Origin of the sequence: Streptomyces sp. NRRL S-455 (assembly GCF_000717875.1) — a bacterium.
In the GTDB taxonomy this organism is placed as follows: Bacteria; Actinomycetota; Actinomycetes; order Streptomycetales; family Streptomycetaceae; genus Streptomyces.
The window spans coordinates 32,198-48,411 of record NZ_JOCT01000013.1; the positions used below are offsets into that span (position 1 = coordinate 32,198).

A 16,214-nucleotide genomic window follows, 5' to 3' on the forward strand; every position below is an offset into this window, starting at 1 on the left:
CGCTGAGGCGGCGGGGGACGAGGTGGACGAGCACTGACCCTAGGTGGCCGGAAAGCGACTGCGAAGTGTACGTTTCATCCACTTGAGCGGCGCCTGTATGGAGGGAACGCACAGCATGCCCGATCCGGCGGTGCCCCCGACGCCCCCCGTTCCCCTCGCGTCCCTCCTGGCCCGTGAGGATCTGGCCCTGCGCCGGATCGCCGGCCCGGACGACCCCGCGACCGTCGTGCACTGGGTGCACACCTCGGAGATGGCGGACCCGTATCCGTACCTGCTGGGCGGGGAGCTGCTGCTCACGGCGGGCGTGCACATCCCGGAGGCGGCGGGCTCGGGGACATACTTCGACGACTATGTGTTCCGGATCGTGGCGGCGGGCGGTGCGGCCCTGGGCTTCGGGGTGGCGCCGGTGCACGACACGGTGCCGAGGGCGCTGGTCGAGGCCTGTGAGACGCACGGCCTGCCACTGCTGGAGGTACCGCCGCAGACCACCTTCTCGGGCGTCGCCCGCGCCGTCTGGCAGCTGATGGCCCAGGCCCGCCTGGCCGAACTGCGCCGGGTCACGGAGGCCCAGCAGAGCCTCACCGCCGCCGCCTCCCGCCCCGACCCGGTCCCGTCGGTCCTCCGGCAGCTCGCCCAGCGACTGGGCGGCTGGGCGGTGTTGTACGGGCCGGAGGGGACGGAGATCGCGGGGGCGGGGCGGAAGCCGGGGGGCGAGGCACGCGAGGCGTTGGTGCGGCTGGCGGAGGTCGTACGGCCGGCGAACGAGGGCCCCGGGGGTCCGCCCCATCCCACCTCCGCCACCGACACCGTCTCCGGCACCCACCTCGCCGCCTACGCCCTCGGCGCCGGGCGCGGCTTCGTGCTCGGGGTCGCCGCCCCGGAACGCGCGCCGGGGGACCACACCGTCGCCTCCGTCGCGGCCGTGCTGCTGTCCCTCCTCACCGGTGAGCAGCAGAGCGGCACCGGTGCCGCCCGTTCCTCGGCGCTGGTGCGGCTGCTGCTCGGAGCCCCGCCCGGGGAGGTGGCGCCGCTGCTCGGCGGGCAGCGCTGGATCGTCGTGCACGCCCGGCCGGACACCGGCAGCGCCCCCGACGCCGTCGCTGCCTCCGCGCTGGGCGCCGCACTCGGCTCCGCCCTGGTCGACCCGGCGGGCGACGTCGTACGGGTCCTGGTCCCGGCCGACCGGGCACCGGCCCCGCTGCCCGGCTGGACCCTGGGCGTCAGCGCCGCCGTCGCCCCGGAGGACTGGCCCGTCGCCGACACCCAGGCGGCCCGCGCCCTGGCCCGGGCCCGCGCCACCCGCACCCCGCTGCTCCGCCACGGCCCGCGCCCCGCCCTGGCCGACCTGGTCCCGCCCGACGAGGCGACGGCCCACGCCCGTACGCTCCTCGCCCCCGTCACGGCCCAGCCCGCGCTCACCGAGACGCTGCGCACCTGGCTGTCCCTGCACGGCAGTTGGGACCGCACCGCCGTCGCCCTTTCGGTGCACCGCAACACCGTGCGGCAGCGCATCGCCCGGTGCGCGGCCCTGCTGGAGACGGACCTGGACGACCCGGACGTCCGCATGGAACTCTGGTTCGCGCTGCGGCGGATCTGAGTACCGCGACCCACGTACGGCCCGCGTCCTGCTGAGTACGTGACGCACATCCCAGGGTGCGATACGCCAGGGACGCCCCCAGGGGGCTGCCCCACAATGGGAGGCATGCCGATACCCGGGACACCCAGCCGCGCCGAACTCGTCGACCACCTCGTCAGGACGCGCATCGCGGGCGACGTCGCCACCCCGCGCGAGAACAACCTCTCCCACTACCGCAAGCTGTCCAACGGCGACCGCCACTACTGGCTCGGCCTGGAACTCGGCGACCGCTGGGGCGACGAGCAGGACGTCCTCGCGGTGATGGCGGAACGCGTCGGCGTGAACGACGACCCCGAGCACCGGTACGGCCAGGACACCATCGACCCGGAGCTGACGGTCGCGGCCCTGGACCGTCTCGCCGGCCGGCTGCGCAAGGCGGCCGACGACAGTCAGCGGGTCCTCTTCGCCACCGGCCACCCCGGCGGCCTGCTCGACGTCCACCGCGCGACCGCGTCCGCCCTGCGCGCGGCCGGCTGCGAGATCGTCGTCATCCCGGACGGCCTGACGACGGACGAGGGCTACGTCATGCAGTTCGCCGACGTGGCGGTGCTGGAGCACGGCGCCACCCTGTGGCACACCCACTCGGGCGAACCGATGAAGGCCATCCTGACCGCCCTGGAACGCGCGGGCCGCCCGCTGCCCGACCTGGTCGTCGCCGACCACGGCTGGGCGGGATACGCGGGACAGCACGGCGTCGACTCCGTCGGCTACGCCGACTGCAACGACCCGGCCCTGTTCATCGCCGAGGCCGAGGGCACCGTACAGGTCACGGTGCCCCTCGACGACCACGTCGTCAGCCCGCGCCACTACGACCCGATGACGGCGTACCTGCTGGCGGAGGCGGGCCTCAGCTGACGCGCGGCTCGCGCGGGACGCGGACCACGCCCTCCTGGATCACCGAGATGGCCAGCCGCCCGTCCTGTGTGTAGATCCGGGCCTGCCCCAGTCCCCGGCCGCCGTGCGCGGACGGGGATTCCTGGTCGTAGAGCAGCCACTCGTCGGCGCGGAACGGCCGGTGGAACCACATCGCGTGGTCCAGCGAGGCCCCGACGACGTCCCCGACGGCCCAGCCGCCGCGCCCGTGTGCGAGCAGCACGGAGTCGAGCAGCGTCATGTCGGAGACGTAGGTGGCGAGGACGACGTGCAGGAGGGGATCGTCGGCCAGCTTGCCGTTCGTCCGGAACCACACCTGCGAGTGCGGCTCGCGCGGCTCGCCGAACCTCCCGTACGGCGGTTCGTCGACGTACCGCAGATCGACGGCGGCCCGCGCCTCGAGGAACTTCTCCACGATCACGGGGTCGAGATGGCCGTACCCGCGCAGCCGCTCCTCCCCGGTGGGCAGCGTCACGGGATCGGGCGCGGCCGGCATCGGCTCCTGGTGGTCCAGCCCGTCCTCGTACACCTGGAACGAGGCCGACAGGTGGAAGATCGGCTTGCCGTGCTGGACGGCGACCACCCGGCGGGTGGTGAAGGACCGGCCGTCGCGGATGCGGTCGACGGTGTAGACGATGGGCGCGCCGGGGTCCCCCGGACGCAGGAAGTACGCGTGGAGGGAATGGGCGAGCCGGTCCTCGGGGACCGTCCGTCCGGCGGCGACGAGCGCCTGCGCGGCGACCTGGCCGCCGAAGACCCGCGGGACGACGGCGGACCGGGACCGGCCGCGGAATATGTCCTCCTCGATCTGCTCCAGGTCGAGCAGATCGAGGAGGTCCTGAAGTGCCTGGCTCATGAAGACTGTTGTACCGGGCAATGACTACGGCCGGCTTACAGCCCCATGTCCTTCGCGATGATCGACTTCATGATCTCGCTGGTGCCGCCGTAGATGCGGTTGACGCGGTTGTCGGCGTACAGGCGGGCGATCGGGTACTCGTTCATGTAGCCGTAGCCGCCGTGCAGCTGGAGGCAGCGGTCGATGACGCGGTGCGCGACCTCGGTGCAGAACAGCTTCGCGGAGGCGGCCTCGGCGGGGGTGAGCTCACCGGCGTCCAGGGCCTCGGTGGCGCGGTCGGCGACGGCCTCGGCGGCGTCCACCTCGGCTTGGCAGGCGGCCAGTTCGAACTTGGTGTTCTGGAAGTGGGCGACCGGCTTGCCGAAGACGGTGCGCTCCTGGACGTACTGCTTGGCGAACCGCACGGCGGCCTTGGCCTGCGCGTAGGCGCCGAAGGCGATGCCCCAGCGCTCGGAGGCCAGGTTGTGGCCGAGGTAGTAGAAGCCCTTGTTCTCCTCGCCGAGGAGGTCCTCGACGGGCACCTTGACGTCGACGAACGCCAGCTCGGCGGTGTCGGAGGTCTTCAGGCCGAGCTTGTCGAGCTTGCGGCCGACGGAGTAGCCCTCGGACTTGGTGTCCACGGCGAACAGGGAGATGCCGTGGCGGCGGTCCTCGGCGGTGGGGGCGGAGGTGCGGGCGCACACGATCACGCGGTCGGCGTGCACGCCACCGGTGATGAAGGTCTTGGCGCCGTTCAGGACGTAGTGCGTGCCGTCCTCGCTCAGCTTGGCGGTGGACTTCATGCCCGCGAGGTCGGAACCGGTGCCCGGCTCCGTCATCGCGATGGCCCACATCTCCTCGCCGGTGACGAACTTCGGCAGGTAGCGCTTCTTCTGCTCGTCGGTGGCGAGCATCTTGATGTAGGGCAGGGCGAGCAGCACGTGCACGCCGGAGCCGCCGAACTGGACGCCGGCGCGAGCGGTCTCCTCGTAGAGCACGGCCTCGAACTTGTGGCTCTCCAGGCCGGCGCCGCCGAACTCCTCCGGCACGTTGATACCGAAGATCCCCAGCTCACCGAGCTTGTAGTAGAAGTCGCGGGGCGCCTGGCCCGCCGCGAACCACTCGTCGTACACGGGCACGACCTCGGCCTCGATGAAGGCGCGCAGGGTCTCCCGGAACGCCTCGTGATCCTCGTTGAACACCGTACGGCGCACGCCGCCACCTCCACGGACCTCAGCTGTCTAAGCGCTTGCTCACCCTAAGATACCGGCGAGTATCAAAGGCCGTCCAGGGTGGTGGCGGGGTAACGCTCGTCACGCCGGAGGCTGCTGTGACCCCGCTGCCGCGAAGGCCCCCCGGGCCATCCGGTGCAGCAACTCGGCCGTGGCCCCCCGCCCGGGCAGCGACCCACCCCTCCCCAGGTGCGGTGTCGAGTTCAGCAACCCGAACACCGAGTGCACGGCGGACCGGGCCGCCGGCTCCTCGAACCCCGGGTACACCTCCCGCACCACCCCCACCCACAGCTCCACGTACTGCCGCTGCAGCTGCCGCACCATCTTCCGGTCGCTGTCCCGGAGGCGGTCCAGCTCCCGGTCGTGCAGGGTGATCAGAGGCCGGTCGTCGAGCGCGAAGTCGATGTGCCCCTCGATCAGCGAGTCGAGGACCGCCTCCGGCCCACCCCCGTCCGCCTCCGCCAGCCTCCGCTTCGCCCCGGTCAGCAACTGCCCGCTGATCCCCACCAGCAGCTCCGCGAGCATCGCGTCCTTGCCCGCGAAGTGCCGGTACAGCCCGGGCCCGCTGATCCCCACCGCGGCGCCTATCTCGTCGACCCCGACCCCGTGGAAGCCCCGCTCGGCGAACAGCCGGGCGGCCTCCTTGAGGATCTGCTCGCGGCGGGTGGGGGCGTCGGTTCTGGTGGTCATGAAATCAATTCTAGACAGCGAGGTTAGCGGTCGTTAACCTGAAGGAAATGCGTTAACGCTCATTAACAAGTGAGGGGACCCGCAGGATGCACGAGGCACCGGAGCTCACGAGCGCGGCAGACCCCGCGTCGGAGGCCTTTCGGGCCAACGAGGAGGCGCACCGCGCCCTCGTCGAGGAGCTGCGCACGAAGCTGGCCGCGGCCGCACAGGGCGGCGGCGAGAAGGCCCGCGCCCGCCACACCGCGCGCGGCAAGCTGCTCCCCCGCGACCGCGTCGACACCCTCCTCGACCCGGGATCGCCGTTCCTGGAGCTGGCCCCGCTCGCGGCCGACGGGATGTACGAGGGCCAGGCCCCGGCCGCCGGAGTCATCGCCGGCATCGGCCGGGTCAGCGGCCGCGAGTGCGTGGTCGTGGCCAACGACGCCACCGTCAAGGGCGGCACGTACTACCCGATGACGGTCAAGAAGCACCTCCGCGCCCAGGAGGTCGCCCTCGACAACCGCCTCCCCTGCGTCTACCTCGTGGACTCCGGCGGCGCCTTCCTGCCCATGCAGGACGAGGTCTTCCCGGACCGCGACCACTTCGGCCGCATCTTCTACAACCAGGCCCGCATGTCCGGCGCCGGCATCCCGCAGATCGCCGCGGTCCTGGGCTCCTGCACGGCCGGCGGGGCGTACGTCCCGGCGATGAGCGACGAGGCGGTGATCGTCCGCGACCAGGGCACGATCTTCCTGGGCGGCCCGCCCCTGGTGAAGGCGGCCACCGGCGAGGTCGTCACGGCGGAGGAGCTGGGCGGCGGCGAGGTCCACTCCAGGATCTCCGGCGTCACGGACCACCTCGCGGAGAACGACGCGCACGCGCTGCGCATCGTCCGCACCATCGTCTCCACGCTCCCCGCTCGCGGGACACTTCCCTGGGAGGTCACGGAGGCGACCGAGCCCAAGGTCGACCCGCACGGGCTCTACGGCGCGGTCCCGGTGGACTCCCGCACTCCGTACGACGTGCGAGAGATCATCGCCCGCGTCGTCGACGGCTCCCGTTTCGCCGAGTTCAAGTCGGAGTTCGGCCAGACGCTGGTCACCGGCTTCGCCCGGATCCACGGCCACCCGGTGGGCATCGTCGCCAACAACGGCATCCTGTTCTCCGAGTCCGCCCAGAAGGGCGCCCACTTCATCGAGCTGTGCGACCAGCGCGGCATCCCGCTGGTGTTCCTGCAGAACATCTCCGGGTTCATGGTCGGCAAGGACTACGAGGCGGGCGGCATCGCCAAGCACGGCGCCAAGATGGTCACGGCGGTGGCGTGCACGCGCGTGCCGAAGCTGACGGTCGTGGTGGGCGGCTCGTACGGGGCGGGCAACTACTCCATGTGCGGCAGGGCGTACTCCCCCCGCTTCCTGTGGATGTGGCCGAACGCCAAGATCTCGGTCATGGGCGGCGAGCAGGCCGCCTCGGTCCTCGCCACGGTCAAGCGGGACCAGCTGGAGGCCCGTGGCGAGTCCTGGCCCGCGGAGGACGAGGACGCCTTCAAGGCCCCGATCCGCGCCCAGTACGAGCGCCAGGGCAACGCCTACTACGCGACGGCCCGCCTCTGGGACGACGGCGTGATCGACCCGCTGGACACCCGCCAGGTCCTGGGCCTGGCCCTGACCGCGTGCGCCAACGCGCCCCTGGGTGACCCCCAGTTCGGCGTCTTCCGGATGTGAGGGGACGGACGACGATGTTCGAGACAGTGCTGGTGGCCAACCGCGGCGAGATCGCCGTACGGGTGATCCGTACGCTGCGGTCGCTGGGCGTGCGCTCGGTGGCCGTCTTCTCCGACGCGGACGCCGACGCCCGGCACGTCCGCGAGGCGGACACCGCGGTCCGGATCGGCCCGGCCCCGGCGTCGGAGAGCTACCTGTCGGTGGAGCGCCTGCTCCAGGCCGCGGCCCGCACCGGCGCGCAGGCGGTCCACCCGGGCTACGGCTTCCTCGCCGAGAACGCCGCCTTCGCACGCGCCTGCGCCGGGGCGGGCCTGGTCTTCATCGGCCCCCCGGCGGACGCGATGGCCCTCATGGGCGACAAGATCCGCGCCAAGGAGACCGTCCGCGAGGCCGGCGTACCGGTCGTCCCCGGTGGACGTGACCCCGATCTGGCCGAGGCGGCCCGCGAGCTGGGCGCGCCGGTGCTGCTGAAGCCGAGCGCGGGCGGCGGCGGCAAGGGCATGCGCCTGGTGCGGGACCTCACCCGGCTGGAGGAGGAGATCGCCTCGGCCCGCCGCGAGGCCCGTGCCTCCTTCGGCGACGACACGCTCCTCGTCGAGCGGTGGATCGACCGGCCCCGCCACATCGAGATCCAGGTCCTGGCCGACGGCCACGGCAACGTCGTCCACCTCGGGGAGCGCGAGTGCTCCCTCCAGCGCCGCCACCAGAAGATCATCGAGGAGGCGCCGAGCGTGCTCCTCGACGAGGAGACGCGCTCCGCGATGGGCGAGGCGGCGGTCCAGGCGGCCCGTTCCTGCGGCTACCGGGGCGCGGGCACGGTGGAGTTCATCGTGCCGGGCAACGACCCGTCGTCGTACTACTTCATGGAGATGAACACCCGCCTCCAGGTGGAGCACCCGGTCACGGAGCTGATCACGGGCCTGGATCTGGTCGAGTGGCAGCTGCGGGTCGCGGCGGGCGAGCCTCTCGGCTTCACCCAGCAGGACGTACGGCTGACGGGCCACGCCGTGGAGGCCCGTATCTGCGCCGAGGACCCGGCCCGCGGCTTCCTCCCCTCCGGCGGCACGGTCCTGAGGCTGCGTGAGCCGCAGGGCGACGGCATCCGCACCGACTCGGGCCTCACCGAGGGCACGGAGGTCGGCAGCCTCTACGACCCGATGCTCTCCAAGGTCATCGCGTACGGCCCCGACCGCGCCACGGCCCTGCGCAAGCTCCGCTCGGCCCTCGCCGAGACGGTCACGCTCGGCGTGCAGACCAACGCCGGCTTCCTGCGCCGCCTGCTCGCCCACCCGGCGGTGGTCTCGGGGGACATGGACACCGGCCTCGTCGAGCGGGAAGTCGAAGGGCTCGTCTCCGCGGACGTGCCGGAGGAGGTGTACGAGGCGGCGGCGGCCGTACGCCTGGACGGCCTGCGTCCCGGGCCGGGCGGCTGGACGGACCCCTTCTCGGTCCCCAGCGGCTGGCGGCTCGGCGGGGTTCGGAAGCCCCCCGCCTTCCACCTGCGGGTGCAGGAAGCCCTGGAGTACACCCCGCGCGGCACCGCCACCGTCACCGACGACCAGGTCTCCGTCACGCTGGACGGCGTCCGCCACACCTTCCACCGCGCCGGGGACTGGCTGGGCCGCGACGGCGACGCCTGGCACGTACGCGACCACGACCCGGTGGCCGCGTCCCTCGACCGGGCGGCCCACGCGGGCGCCGACTCGCTGACCGCGCCGATGCCCGGCACGGTGACAGTGGTGAAGGTCGCCGTCGGCGACGAGGTGAGCGCGGGCCAGAGCCTGCTGGTGGTGGAGGCGATGAAGATGGAGCACGTCATCTCCGCCCCGCACGCCGGCAAGGTCACCGAACTGGACGTGTCGCCCGGCACCACGGTCGCCATGGACCAGGTGCTGGCGGTCATCGCACCGCACGAGGAGGCTCCGGAATGACAGTCCCAGGGCTCCCGATGGTCGTCCCTTCCAGGGACCTCCCCAGCCGCGTCCGCATCCACGAGGTGGGCGCGCGCGACGGCCTGCAGAACGAGAAGGCGACGGTCCCCACGGAGGTCAAGGCGGAGTTCATCCGCCGCCTCGCCGACGCGGGCCTGACGACGATCGAGGCGACCAGCTTCGTCCACCCCAAGTGGGTCCCCCAGCTGGCGGACGCGGAGCGGCTCTTCCCGATGGTCGGCGACCTCCCGGTGGCCCTCCCGGTCCTCGTCCCGAACGAACGCGGCCTGGACCGCGCCCTGGCGCTGGGCGCCCGGAGGGTGGCGGTCTTCGCCAGTGCCACGGAGTCCTTCGCCAAGGCCAACCTCAACCGCACGGTGGACGAGGCACTGGCGATGTTCGACCCCGTGGTCAGCCGAGCGAAGGCGGCGGACGTCCACGTCCGCGGCTACCTCTCCATGTGCTTCGGCGACCCCTGGGAGGGCGAGGTCCCGGTCGCCCAGGTGGTGAAGGTCTGCCGGGCCCTGCTGGACATGGGCTGCGACGAGCTGAGCCTGGGCGACACGATCGGCGTCGCGACCCCGGGCCATGTGGTCGCGCTCCTCGCGGCCCTCGACGAGGCGGGCGTCCCACCGTCCGCTCTCGGCGTCCACTTCCACGACACCTACGGCCAGGCCCTGGCCAACACCCTCGCGGCCCTCCAGCAGGGCGTCACCACGGTCGACGCCTCGGCGGGCGGCCTCGGCGGCTGCCCGTACGCGAAGTCGGCCACGGGCAACCTGGCCACCGAAGACCTCGTCTGGATGCTGCGGGGCCTCGGCATCGACACCGGCATCGACCTCGGCCGCCTCGTCGCCACAAGCACGTGGATGGCCACCCACCTGGGCCGACCCAGCCCGTCCCGCACCGTCCGAGCCCTGTCCCACGAGGACACCGAGGAGCAGTGACCACCATGGACTACCGTCTCTCCCCCGAGCTGGAGGAACTCCGCCGCACGGTCGAGGAGTTCGCGCACGAGGTCGTGGCACCCAAGATCGGCGACTTCTACGAGCGGCACGAGTTCCCGTACGAGATCGTCCGGGAGATGGGCCGCATGGGCCTGTTCGGGCTGCCGTTCCCCGAGGAGTACGGCGGCATGGGCGGCGACTACCTGGCGCTGGGCGTGGCCCTGGAGGAACTGGCGCGAGTCGACTCCTCGGTCGCCATCACCCTCGAAGCCGGCGTCTCCCTCGGCGCGATGCCCGTCTACCGCTACGGCACGGAGGCCCAGAAGCGGGAGTGGCTCCCCCGCCTCTGCGCGGGCGAACTCCTGGGCGCGTTCGGCCTGACCGAGCCGGACGGCGGCAGCGACGCGGGCGCGACCCGCACGACGGCCCGCCTGGACGAGTCGACGAACGAGTGGGTCATCAACGGCACGAAGTGCTTCATCACCAACTCGGGCACCGACATCACGGGCCTGGTCACGGTCACGGCGGTCACCGGCCGCACCCCGGACGGCAAACCCCTGATCTCCTCGATCATCGTCCCCTCCGGCACCCCCGGCTTCACGATCGCGGCCCCCTACTCCAAGGTCGGCTGGAACGCCTCGGACACCCGCGAGCTGTCCTTCACGGACGTCCGCGTCCCGGCGGCGAACCTCCTGGGCGAGGAGGGCCGTGGCTACGCCCAGTTCCTGCGCATCCTCGACGAGGGCCGCATAGCGATCGCGGCGCTGGCGACGGGCCTCGCCCAGGGCTGCGTGGACGAGTCCGTCAAGTACGCCAAGGAACGCCACGCCTTCGGCAAGCCGATCGCCGCCAACCAGGCCATCCAGTTCAAGATCGCCGACATGGAGATGAAGGCCCACACCGCCCGCCTCGCCTGGCGCGACGCGGCGGCCCGCCTGGTCTCCGGCGACCCCTTCAAGAAGGAAGCCGCCCTCGCCAAGCTCCACTCCTCCACGGTCGCCGTCGACAACGCCCGCGAGGCCACCCAGATCCACGGCGGCTACGGCTTCATGAACGAGTACCCCGTCGCCCGCATGTGGCGCGACTCCAAGATCCTGGAAATCGGCGAGGGCACGAGCGAGGTGCAGCGGATGCTGATCGCGCGGGAGCTGGGGTTGGCGGGCTGACCGCCCCCGGGGGCCCGCACCCGCTATGGTGCGGGCCCCCGCCCCCCTTCCCTGCGTACGCTCGGACCATGGACTACGCGAGGATGCGCGCACTCGCCGAGGAGCTCGGAGCATTCGCCGAGCACCTGGAAGGGGCCTGGAGCGTCGAGATCGGCCCGTCGGGTCCGATACTGGCCATGATGTGCCCCTCGAAGCGCCACGAGGGCACGGTCCGCCGCATCTGCGAGCAGCTGGACGAGCAGCTCCTCGACACTCACCCCGGCTACATCTGCGCGAACGGCCCTGAGATCGAGCACCCGGCAATCGGCCGCATGCGCCGCCACGACGCCGTCGTCATCCCCGAGTCCGCACTCGACGAGGAAGGTCTCGCCGTCGACGCGACGCAGGTCCTGGCGGTCGTCGAAATCGTCTCGCCGTCCTATCCGAACGACGACTACGGCGAAAAACTCAGCGAATACCCTGCCATGGGTATTCCGCACTACCTCATCGTCGATCCCCGCACCGGCACCATCGAGGTCCACTCCGACCCCTGCAGGAACCGCTACAGCCGCAAGGAGCCCTACATCTTCGGGGACTCGGTACCGTTCGGCCCCTGGAGCGTGGAGACTGCGGCGTTCCGCCGCTACGGCCAGTCCTGACGGGCGAAAATCGGGCACGAGTGGGCGGGGCCGACTGAGTCCAGTGAATTCCGGCTGACTGGAAGATTCCGCCAGAGGCGGTAAGGGCTCATGGTATGTTCACTGCACCTATGGCACTTTCCTTTGCGCGTGAGCTGACCACCCGCGCATTCCGGCCGAGCCGTCGGAAGGGGCGTGCCTCGTAACTCTGGGGGAGTTTTACGATGACCGGCCCTGCCGTTTCGGTGATTATCGCTGCCTATAATGCGATGCCTTATCTCACGCGTTGCATCACGTCCGTCGCCGAGCAGAGCATCGGTCAGGACGCGTTGGAGATCCTCGCTGTCGACGACGGTTCCACCGACGGCACGGGCAAGGAACTCGACCGGCTCGCGAGCGAATACCCGACACTGTTACGGGTCTTCCACCAGGAGAATTCCGGTGGACCTTCAGCACCGCGGAACAAGGGACTCGACCACGCCCGGGGCACGTTCGTCTTCTTCCTGGACGCCGACGACTACCTGAGCCCCGAGGCACTGGAACGCATGGTGGCCATGGCCGAGGAGAACGGCACCGACGTCGTACTCGGCAAGATGGTCGGGGTCGGCGGGCGCGGGGCACCCACGTCGATGTTCCGTCGCAACCAGCCGAGGACCGACGTGTTCTCGTCGCGCGTGTACTGGACGCTCAACCCCATGAAGCTGTTCCGCCGGAGCCTGTTGGAGCGGCTGGAGCTGCGGTTCCCGACGGATCTGAAGATCGGCGAGGACCAGCTCTTCGTCGGCCCCGCCTATCTCCACGCGGACGGCATCTCCGTACTCGCCGACTACGACTGCCTGTTCTGGGTCGAGCGCGAGGACAGCGGCAACATCACGCTGCGGACCGGCGGCACGGAACCCCGCCTGCGCTTCCTGCCTCGCGTCGTCGACCTGCTCCTGGAGCAGGTACCGCCCGGTCCCCGACGTGACCACTTGGCCCACCGCCACCTGACGGTGGAGGTGCGGCAACTCCTCGACCACCTGGTGCACGAGCCCCGCCCCGAGCAGGAGAAGGCCCTGGCCCGGCTCGCCGAGGTCATCGCACCACTCTGGCACGAGGGGATGAGCGACCAGCTGTCGGCGATGGCCCGCCTGCGTCTGCACCTCGTCCGGCACACCATGCTGGACGAACTCCTCGAACTGGTCCGATTCGAGCGCGAGCTGGCCAGGAGCGGCGTCGCGACCCCCGTCCTCGTCGACGGCGGCCGCGCCTACGCCCGCTACCCCTACCTCCGCGACCCGTCCCGAGGCATCCCCGACACCTGCTACGACGTGACCCGCCAGCTCGGCGTGCGCCACCACGTCAGCCGCGCCGAACTGCGGGGCGCCGTGCTGCACCTGGCCGGACACGGATACCTGCACCGCGTCGCCACCGAGGACGTGTCCACCGAGCTCGTCCTGCGCGAGCGGGACAGCGGGTCGGAGTATCGGCTTCCGGTCACGCACACGGCGACACCTCGGCTCGGCGAAGCAGAGGACGAGGGGCGGTATCGCTACGAGCAGGCCGGTTTCGAGGCCGCCGTCGACATCACGACCGCGGGCGACGGCGCACCGCTCCCCGACGGACTCTGGGACATCTCCCTCGCGATCGCCGCTCAGGGTATCTCCCGCGAGGTCCGGATCGGCAGCAAGCGGGACCGTGGCGTTTCCGGCGAGCCGGAGACGCACATCGTGAACACCGGCGACGAGATCCGTGCCGTGACGCCGTACACCACCAGACCGCACGGCAACTTCACGCTCGACCTCGGCGAGCGGAAGCACCGAGTGCTGCAGCAGCTCAGCGTCCCCGCGGTGCGTTGGGCTCCCGGCGCGCCCACGGAACTGGAGTTCGCCGGCCGGTGCACGCTCGCCGCCTTCCCGGACGGCGCCCTCGCCGTTCACCTGGAGGACGGCCGGGGTGGCAGCGCCGCGTTCCCCGCCCGGCCGGCCCCCGAGGCCGGCGGAGAATTCCTGGTTCGGGTACCGGTCACCGAGCTGCCTTCCGGCCTGTGGAAGGGACAACTTCGGCTCGGGTCCTGGACGTTGCCGCTGCCGCCGGCGCCCGTGAGCCTCGCTCCCGCCAAGTGGCGCCGCCGCGGCCTCCCCTGGTACGCGAAACCGGCGTCGGACGGCGGGGAGTTCACGCTCCGGGTCGCCCGGACCGACCTGGTGCGGGCCCTCACGAGCCGCCTCAAGTCATAGGCGGGGCTCGTCGGCGAGTCTCGGCGCTCCCGTGATTCGGATCACTGCTTCGGTGGGCATCCCGGCCCACTCCCCCGGGCACGGATATCAGGGCTCCTCTGGACAAGATCTGAGGTTAGGCTAACCTAAGCCTGATTCCGGCCACGTGGCCAACAGTCGCGCCCGAAGTAGCTCCGTACGCACGAAAGCAGACCCAGCCATGTCGAACGCCAGAACCGCCCGCCTCTCCCGCCGCGACATCCTCGCCGCCGGTGGCGCCCTCGGACTCGGCGCCCTCGTGACCGCGTGTGGCAGCGAAGACTCCAAGGACGGCGGCTCGGGCTCGACGGGTGCCGCCAAGTCCGGCCCCTGGTCCTTCAAGGACGACCGCGGCAAGAACGTCCAGCTCGACAAGGTCCCCGCGAACATAGTCGCCTTCACCGGTGTCGCCGCCGCCCTGTACGACTACGGCGTCTCCGTGAAGGGCGTCTTCGGCCCGACCAAGACGCAGGACGGCAAGCCCGATGTCCAGGCCGGCGACATGGACATCAGCAAGGTGACCATCCTCGGCAACACCTGGGACCAGTTCAACGTCGAGAAGTACGCCGCCCTCGCCCCGGACGTGCTGATCAGCACGATGTTCGACGACGCCGGGACCCTCTGGTACGTCCCCGAGGCCTCCAAGGGCAAGATCGCCAAGCTGGCGCCGAGTGTCGGCATCTCCGTCTACGACCGTCAGCTCACCGCCCCGCTGCAGCGCATGTGGGAGCTGGCCGAGTCCCTCGGCGGCGACATGAAGGCCGCGAAGGTCACCGACGCCAAGAAGCGGTTCGAGGAGGCCTCCGAGCGGCTCCGCAAGGCCGCCAAGGCGCACCCCGACATCAAGGTGATGGCCGGTTCCGCAAGCCAGGAGCTGTTCTACGTCTCCGGCACCAACCTCTCCGTCGACCTGGAGTACTTCAAGGCCCTCGGCGTGAACTTCATCGAGCCGCCGGAGAAGGCCAAGGCCGAGGGCGGCGGCTGGTTCGAGAGCCTGAGCTGGGAGAACGTCGACAAGTACAAGGCCGACGTCATCATGATGGATGACCGGTCCTCGGCGATCCAGCCGAAGGACATCACCGAGGCGACGTGGAAGAAGCTGCCGGCGGTGAAGGCCGGGCAGGTCATCGCGCGTTCGGCCGAGCCGATCCTGTCTTACGACAAGTGTGTGCCGCTGGTGGAGAACCTGGCGAAGGCCATCGAGACCGCGAAGAAGGTCAGCTAGGCGCTCAGCGCCGTGGGGGCTGCGGGCCAGGTCCGCGGCCGCGGCCGCATCCCGCTTGTCGCGCAGTTCCCCACGCCCCTGAGGTGCACCCCCCACTGCCTGACGAAGACTCAGGAGTCCCTATGACTACCGCCGTAGCCGCCCCGTTCCGTTTCTTCTCACTCCAGGTCGTACGGACGAGGCGGCTCGGTCCGTCGCTGGTCCGTGTCACCTTCGGCGGGCCGGATCTGCACGCCTTCCACTCCGACGGGCGCGACCAGTCGCTGTCGTTGTTCCTGCCCCACCCCGGGCAGCCCGAGCCGGTCGTTCCGCTCGAGCTCGGTGACGGATGGTGGCAGGGGTGGCGTGAACTGCCGGACGACGTACGGGCCGTGATGCGGTCGTACACCCTGCGCGCACTGCGCCGCGACCCGGACGAGATCGACATCGACTTCGCCCTGCACGGCATCGAGCCGGGCGCCTCGGTCCAGGCCGGCCCCGCCTCCCGCTGGGCCGCCCGGGCGACGGCCGGAGACCGGGTCCTGCTCCTGGGGCCGGCCATCGCGGACAACCGGGCGATCCGCTTCCGGCCGCCCGAGGACACCGGCCTCGTGCTCGTCTGGGGCGACGAGACCGCCGTACCGGCCGCCTCGGCCATCGTCGAGTCACTCCCGGCCGGCACCCGCGCCCGGGTCTGGCTGGAGGTACCCCACGCCGGGGACATCCAGGACCTGGCGACCGAGGCGGACGCCGAGATCACCTGGCTGGTACGGGAGGAGAGGGGGAACGACGAGGGGTCACCCATGGCCCTCGACCTGCTCCGCGACCACCCCGTCACCGCCGCTGACCGCCCTTACGTCTGGATCGCCGGCGAGTCCGGCTGTGTGAAGCGACTGCGGCGGCACTTCGTGCAGGAGCGCGGGGTCGACCGCCGTCGGGTCACCTTCGTCGGCTACTGGCGCCACGGCGTGAGCGAGGAAGAGCTGCGGGCCGAAGCGTGACCGACCGTCAGCGATGAAACCTGAGTGACCACAGTCACGGCAGGGGCCTGTTCTCCGTCAGTCAATTTAGGTTAGGCTTACCTAAGTTGAACCGGCGGTTCAGCCACCCTGTCCCGTACCGGACTGTCCCCACCGGAGGACC

General features: G+C 71.1%; 13 protein-coding genes. 10 read left to right on the plus strand and 3 right to left on the minus strand.

Annotation, left to right across the window (positions count from 1 at the left end):
- Nucleotides 1-115 precede the first annotated feature (115 nt).
- Entirely contained in the window at nt 116-1,597 is a 1,482-nt protein-coding gene (locus IE97_RS0118585; protein WP_030241230.1) for a helix-turn-helix domain-containing protein, read from the plus strand.
- A gap of 105 nt (nt 1,598-1,702) precedes the next feature.
- Nucleotides 1,703-2,491 (plus strand): phosphatase, encoded by a 789-nt coding sequence (locus tag IE97_RS0118590; RefSeq protein ID WP_030241234.1) that lies wholly within the window; start codon nt 1,703-1,705, stop codon nt 2,489-2,491.
- Here IE97_RS0118590 and tesB read toward each other — a convergent pair.
- From tesB to IE97_RS0118605, 3 genes are all read right to left on the minus strand, one after another.
- Nucleotides 2,484-3,365 (minus strand): acyl-CoA thioesterase II, encoded by an 882-nt coding sequence (tesB, locus tag IE97_RS0118595; protein WP_030241237.1) that lies wholly within the window; start codon nt 3,363-3,365, stop codon nt 2,484-2,486. The two genes, IE97_RS0118590 and tesB, sit on opposite strands and share 8 nt — an antisense overlap.
- A gap of 35 nt (nt 3,366-3,400) precedes the next feature.
- Entirely contained in the window at nt 3,401-4,558 is a 1,158-nt protein-coding gene (locus IE97_RS0118600) for an acyl-CoA dehydrogenase family protein (RefSeq protein ID WP_030241240.1), read from the minus strand.
- Nucleotides 4,559-4,657: 99 nt separating this feature from the next.
- Entirely contained in the window at nt 4,658-5,266 is a 609-nt protein-coding gene (locus IE97_RS0118605) for a TetR/AcrR family transcriptional regulator (protein WP_030241243.1), read from the minus strand.
- Nucleotides 5,267-5,352: 86 nt separating this feature from the next.
- On the opposite strand from IE97_RS0118605, the gene IE97_RS0118610 reads away from it, so the two are divergent.
- The 8 genes from IE97_RS0118610 to IE97_RS0118645 all read left to right on the plus strand — a co-directional run bounded on the left by IE97_RS0118610 (nt 5,353) and on the right by IE97_RS0118645 (nt 16,072).
- On the plus strand, nt 5,353-6,969 hold the full coding sequence (locus IE97_RS0118610; RefSeq protein WP_030241245.1) for a carboxyl transferase domain-containing protein: 1,617 nt from the start codon (nt 5,353-5,355) through the stop codon (nt 6,967-6,969).
- Between the two features lie 14 nt (nt 6,970-6,983).
- Nucleotides 6,984-8,900 (plus strand): acetyl/propionyl/methylcrotonyl-CoA carboxylase subunit alpha, encoded by a 1,917-nt coding sequence (locus IE97_RS0118615; protein ID WP_030241246.1) that lies wholly within the window; start codon nt 6,984-6,986, stop codon nt 8,898-8,900.
- On the plus strand, nt 8,897-9,847 hold the full coding sequence (locus IE97_RS0118620; RefSeq protein ID WP_030241247.1) for a hydroxymethylglutaryl-CoA lyase: 951 nt from the start codon (nt 8,897-8,899) through the stop codon (nt 9,845-9,847). Before IE97_RS0118615 ends, IE97_RS0118620 begins: the two co-directional genes overlap by 4 nt.
- Nucleotides 9,848-9,852: 5 nt before the next feature.
- Complete coding sequence (locus tag IE97_RS0118625) at nt 9,853-11,013, plus strand: acyl-CoA dehydrogenase family protein (protein WP_030241248.1); 1,161 nt, start codon at nt 9,853-9,855, stop codon at nt 11,011-11,013.
- Between the two features lie 68 nt (nt 11,014-11,081).
- Complete coding sequence (locus tag IE97_RS0118630) at nt 11,082-11,651, plus strand: Uma2 family endonuclease (protein WP_030241253.1); 570 nt, start codon at nt 11,082-11,084, stop codon at nt 11,649-11,651.
- Between the two features lie 203 nt (nt 11,652-11,854).
- Entirely contained in the window at nt 11,855-13,849 is a 1,995-nt protein-coding gene (locus tag IE97_RS0118635; RefSeq protein ID WP_030241255.1) for a glycosyltransferase family 2 protein, read from the plus strand.
- 199 nt (nt 13,850-14,048) lie between these two features.
- A complete protein-coding gene (locus tag IE97_RS0118640; RefSeq protein WP_030241261.1) occupies nt 14,049-15,092 on the plus strand; it encodes an ABC transporter substrate-binding protein in 1,044 nt (347 codons plus the stop codon).
- A 122-nt stretch (nt 15,093-15,214) separates the two neighbouring features.
- Nucleotides 15,215-16,072: a siderophore-interacting protein gene (locus IE97_RS0118645; protein WP_030241264.1), complete on the plus strand. Its 858-nt coding sequence runs from the start codon at nt 15,215-15,217 to the stop codon at nt 16,070-16,072.
- The last annotated feature ends 142 nt before the right edge of the window (nt 16,073-16,214 follow it).

Coding starts and splice junctions, on each gene's coding strand:
- IE97_RS0118585 (WP_030241230.1), top strand. CDS start 116: ATGCCCGATCCGGCGGTGCCCCCGACGCCCCCCGTTCCCCTCGCGTCC.
- IE97_RS0118590 (WP_030241234.1), top strand. CDS start 1,703: ATGCCGATACCCGGGACACCCAGCCGCGCCGAACTCGTCGACCACCTC.
- tesB (WP_030241237.1), bottom strand. CDS start 3,365: ATGAGCCAGGCACTTCAGGACCTCCTCGATCTGCTCGACCTGGAGCAG.
- IE97_RS0118605 (WP_030241243.1), bottom strand. CDS start 5,266: ATGACCACCAGAACCGACGCCCCCACCCGCCGCGAGCAGATCCTCAAG.
- IE97_RS0118610 (WP_030241245.1), top strand. CDS start 5,353: ATGCACGAGGCACCGGAGCTCACGAGCGCGGCAGACCCCGCGTCGGAG.
- IE97_RS0118615 (WP_030241246.1), top strand. CDS start 6,984: ATGTTCGAGACAGTGCTGGTGGCCAACCGCGGCGAGATCGCCGTACGG.
- IE97_RS0118620 (WP_030241247.1), top strand. CDS start 8,897: ATGACAGTCCCAGGGCTCCCGATGGTCGTCCCTTCCAGGGACCTCCCC.
- IE97_RS0118625 (WP_030241248.1), top strand. CDS start 9,853: ATGGACTACCGTCTCTCCCCCGAGCTGGAGGAACTCCGCCGCACGGTC.
- IE97_RS0118630 (WP_030241253.1), top strand. CDS start 11,082: ATGGACTACGCGAGGATGCGCGCACTCGCCGAGGAGCTCGGAGCATTC.
- IE97_RS0118635 (WP_030241255.1), top strand. CDS start 11,855: ATGACCGGCCCTGCCGTTTCGGTGATTATCGCTGCCTATAATGCGATG.
- IE97_RS0118640 (WP_030241261.1), top strand. CDS start 14,049: ATGTCGAACGCCAGAACCGCCCGCCTCTCCCGCCGCGACATCCTCGCC.
- IE97_RS0118645 (WP_030241264.1), top strand. CDS start 15,215: ATGACTACCGCCGTAGCCGCCCCGTTCCGTTTCTTCTCACTCCAGGTC.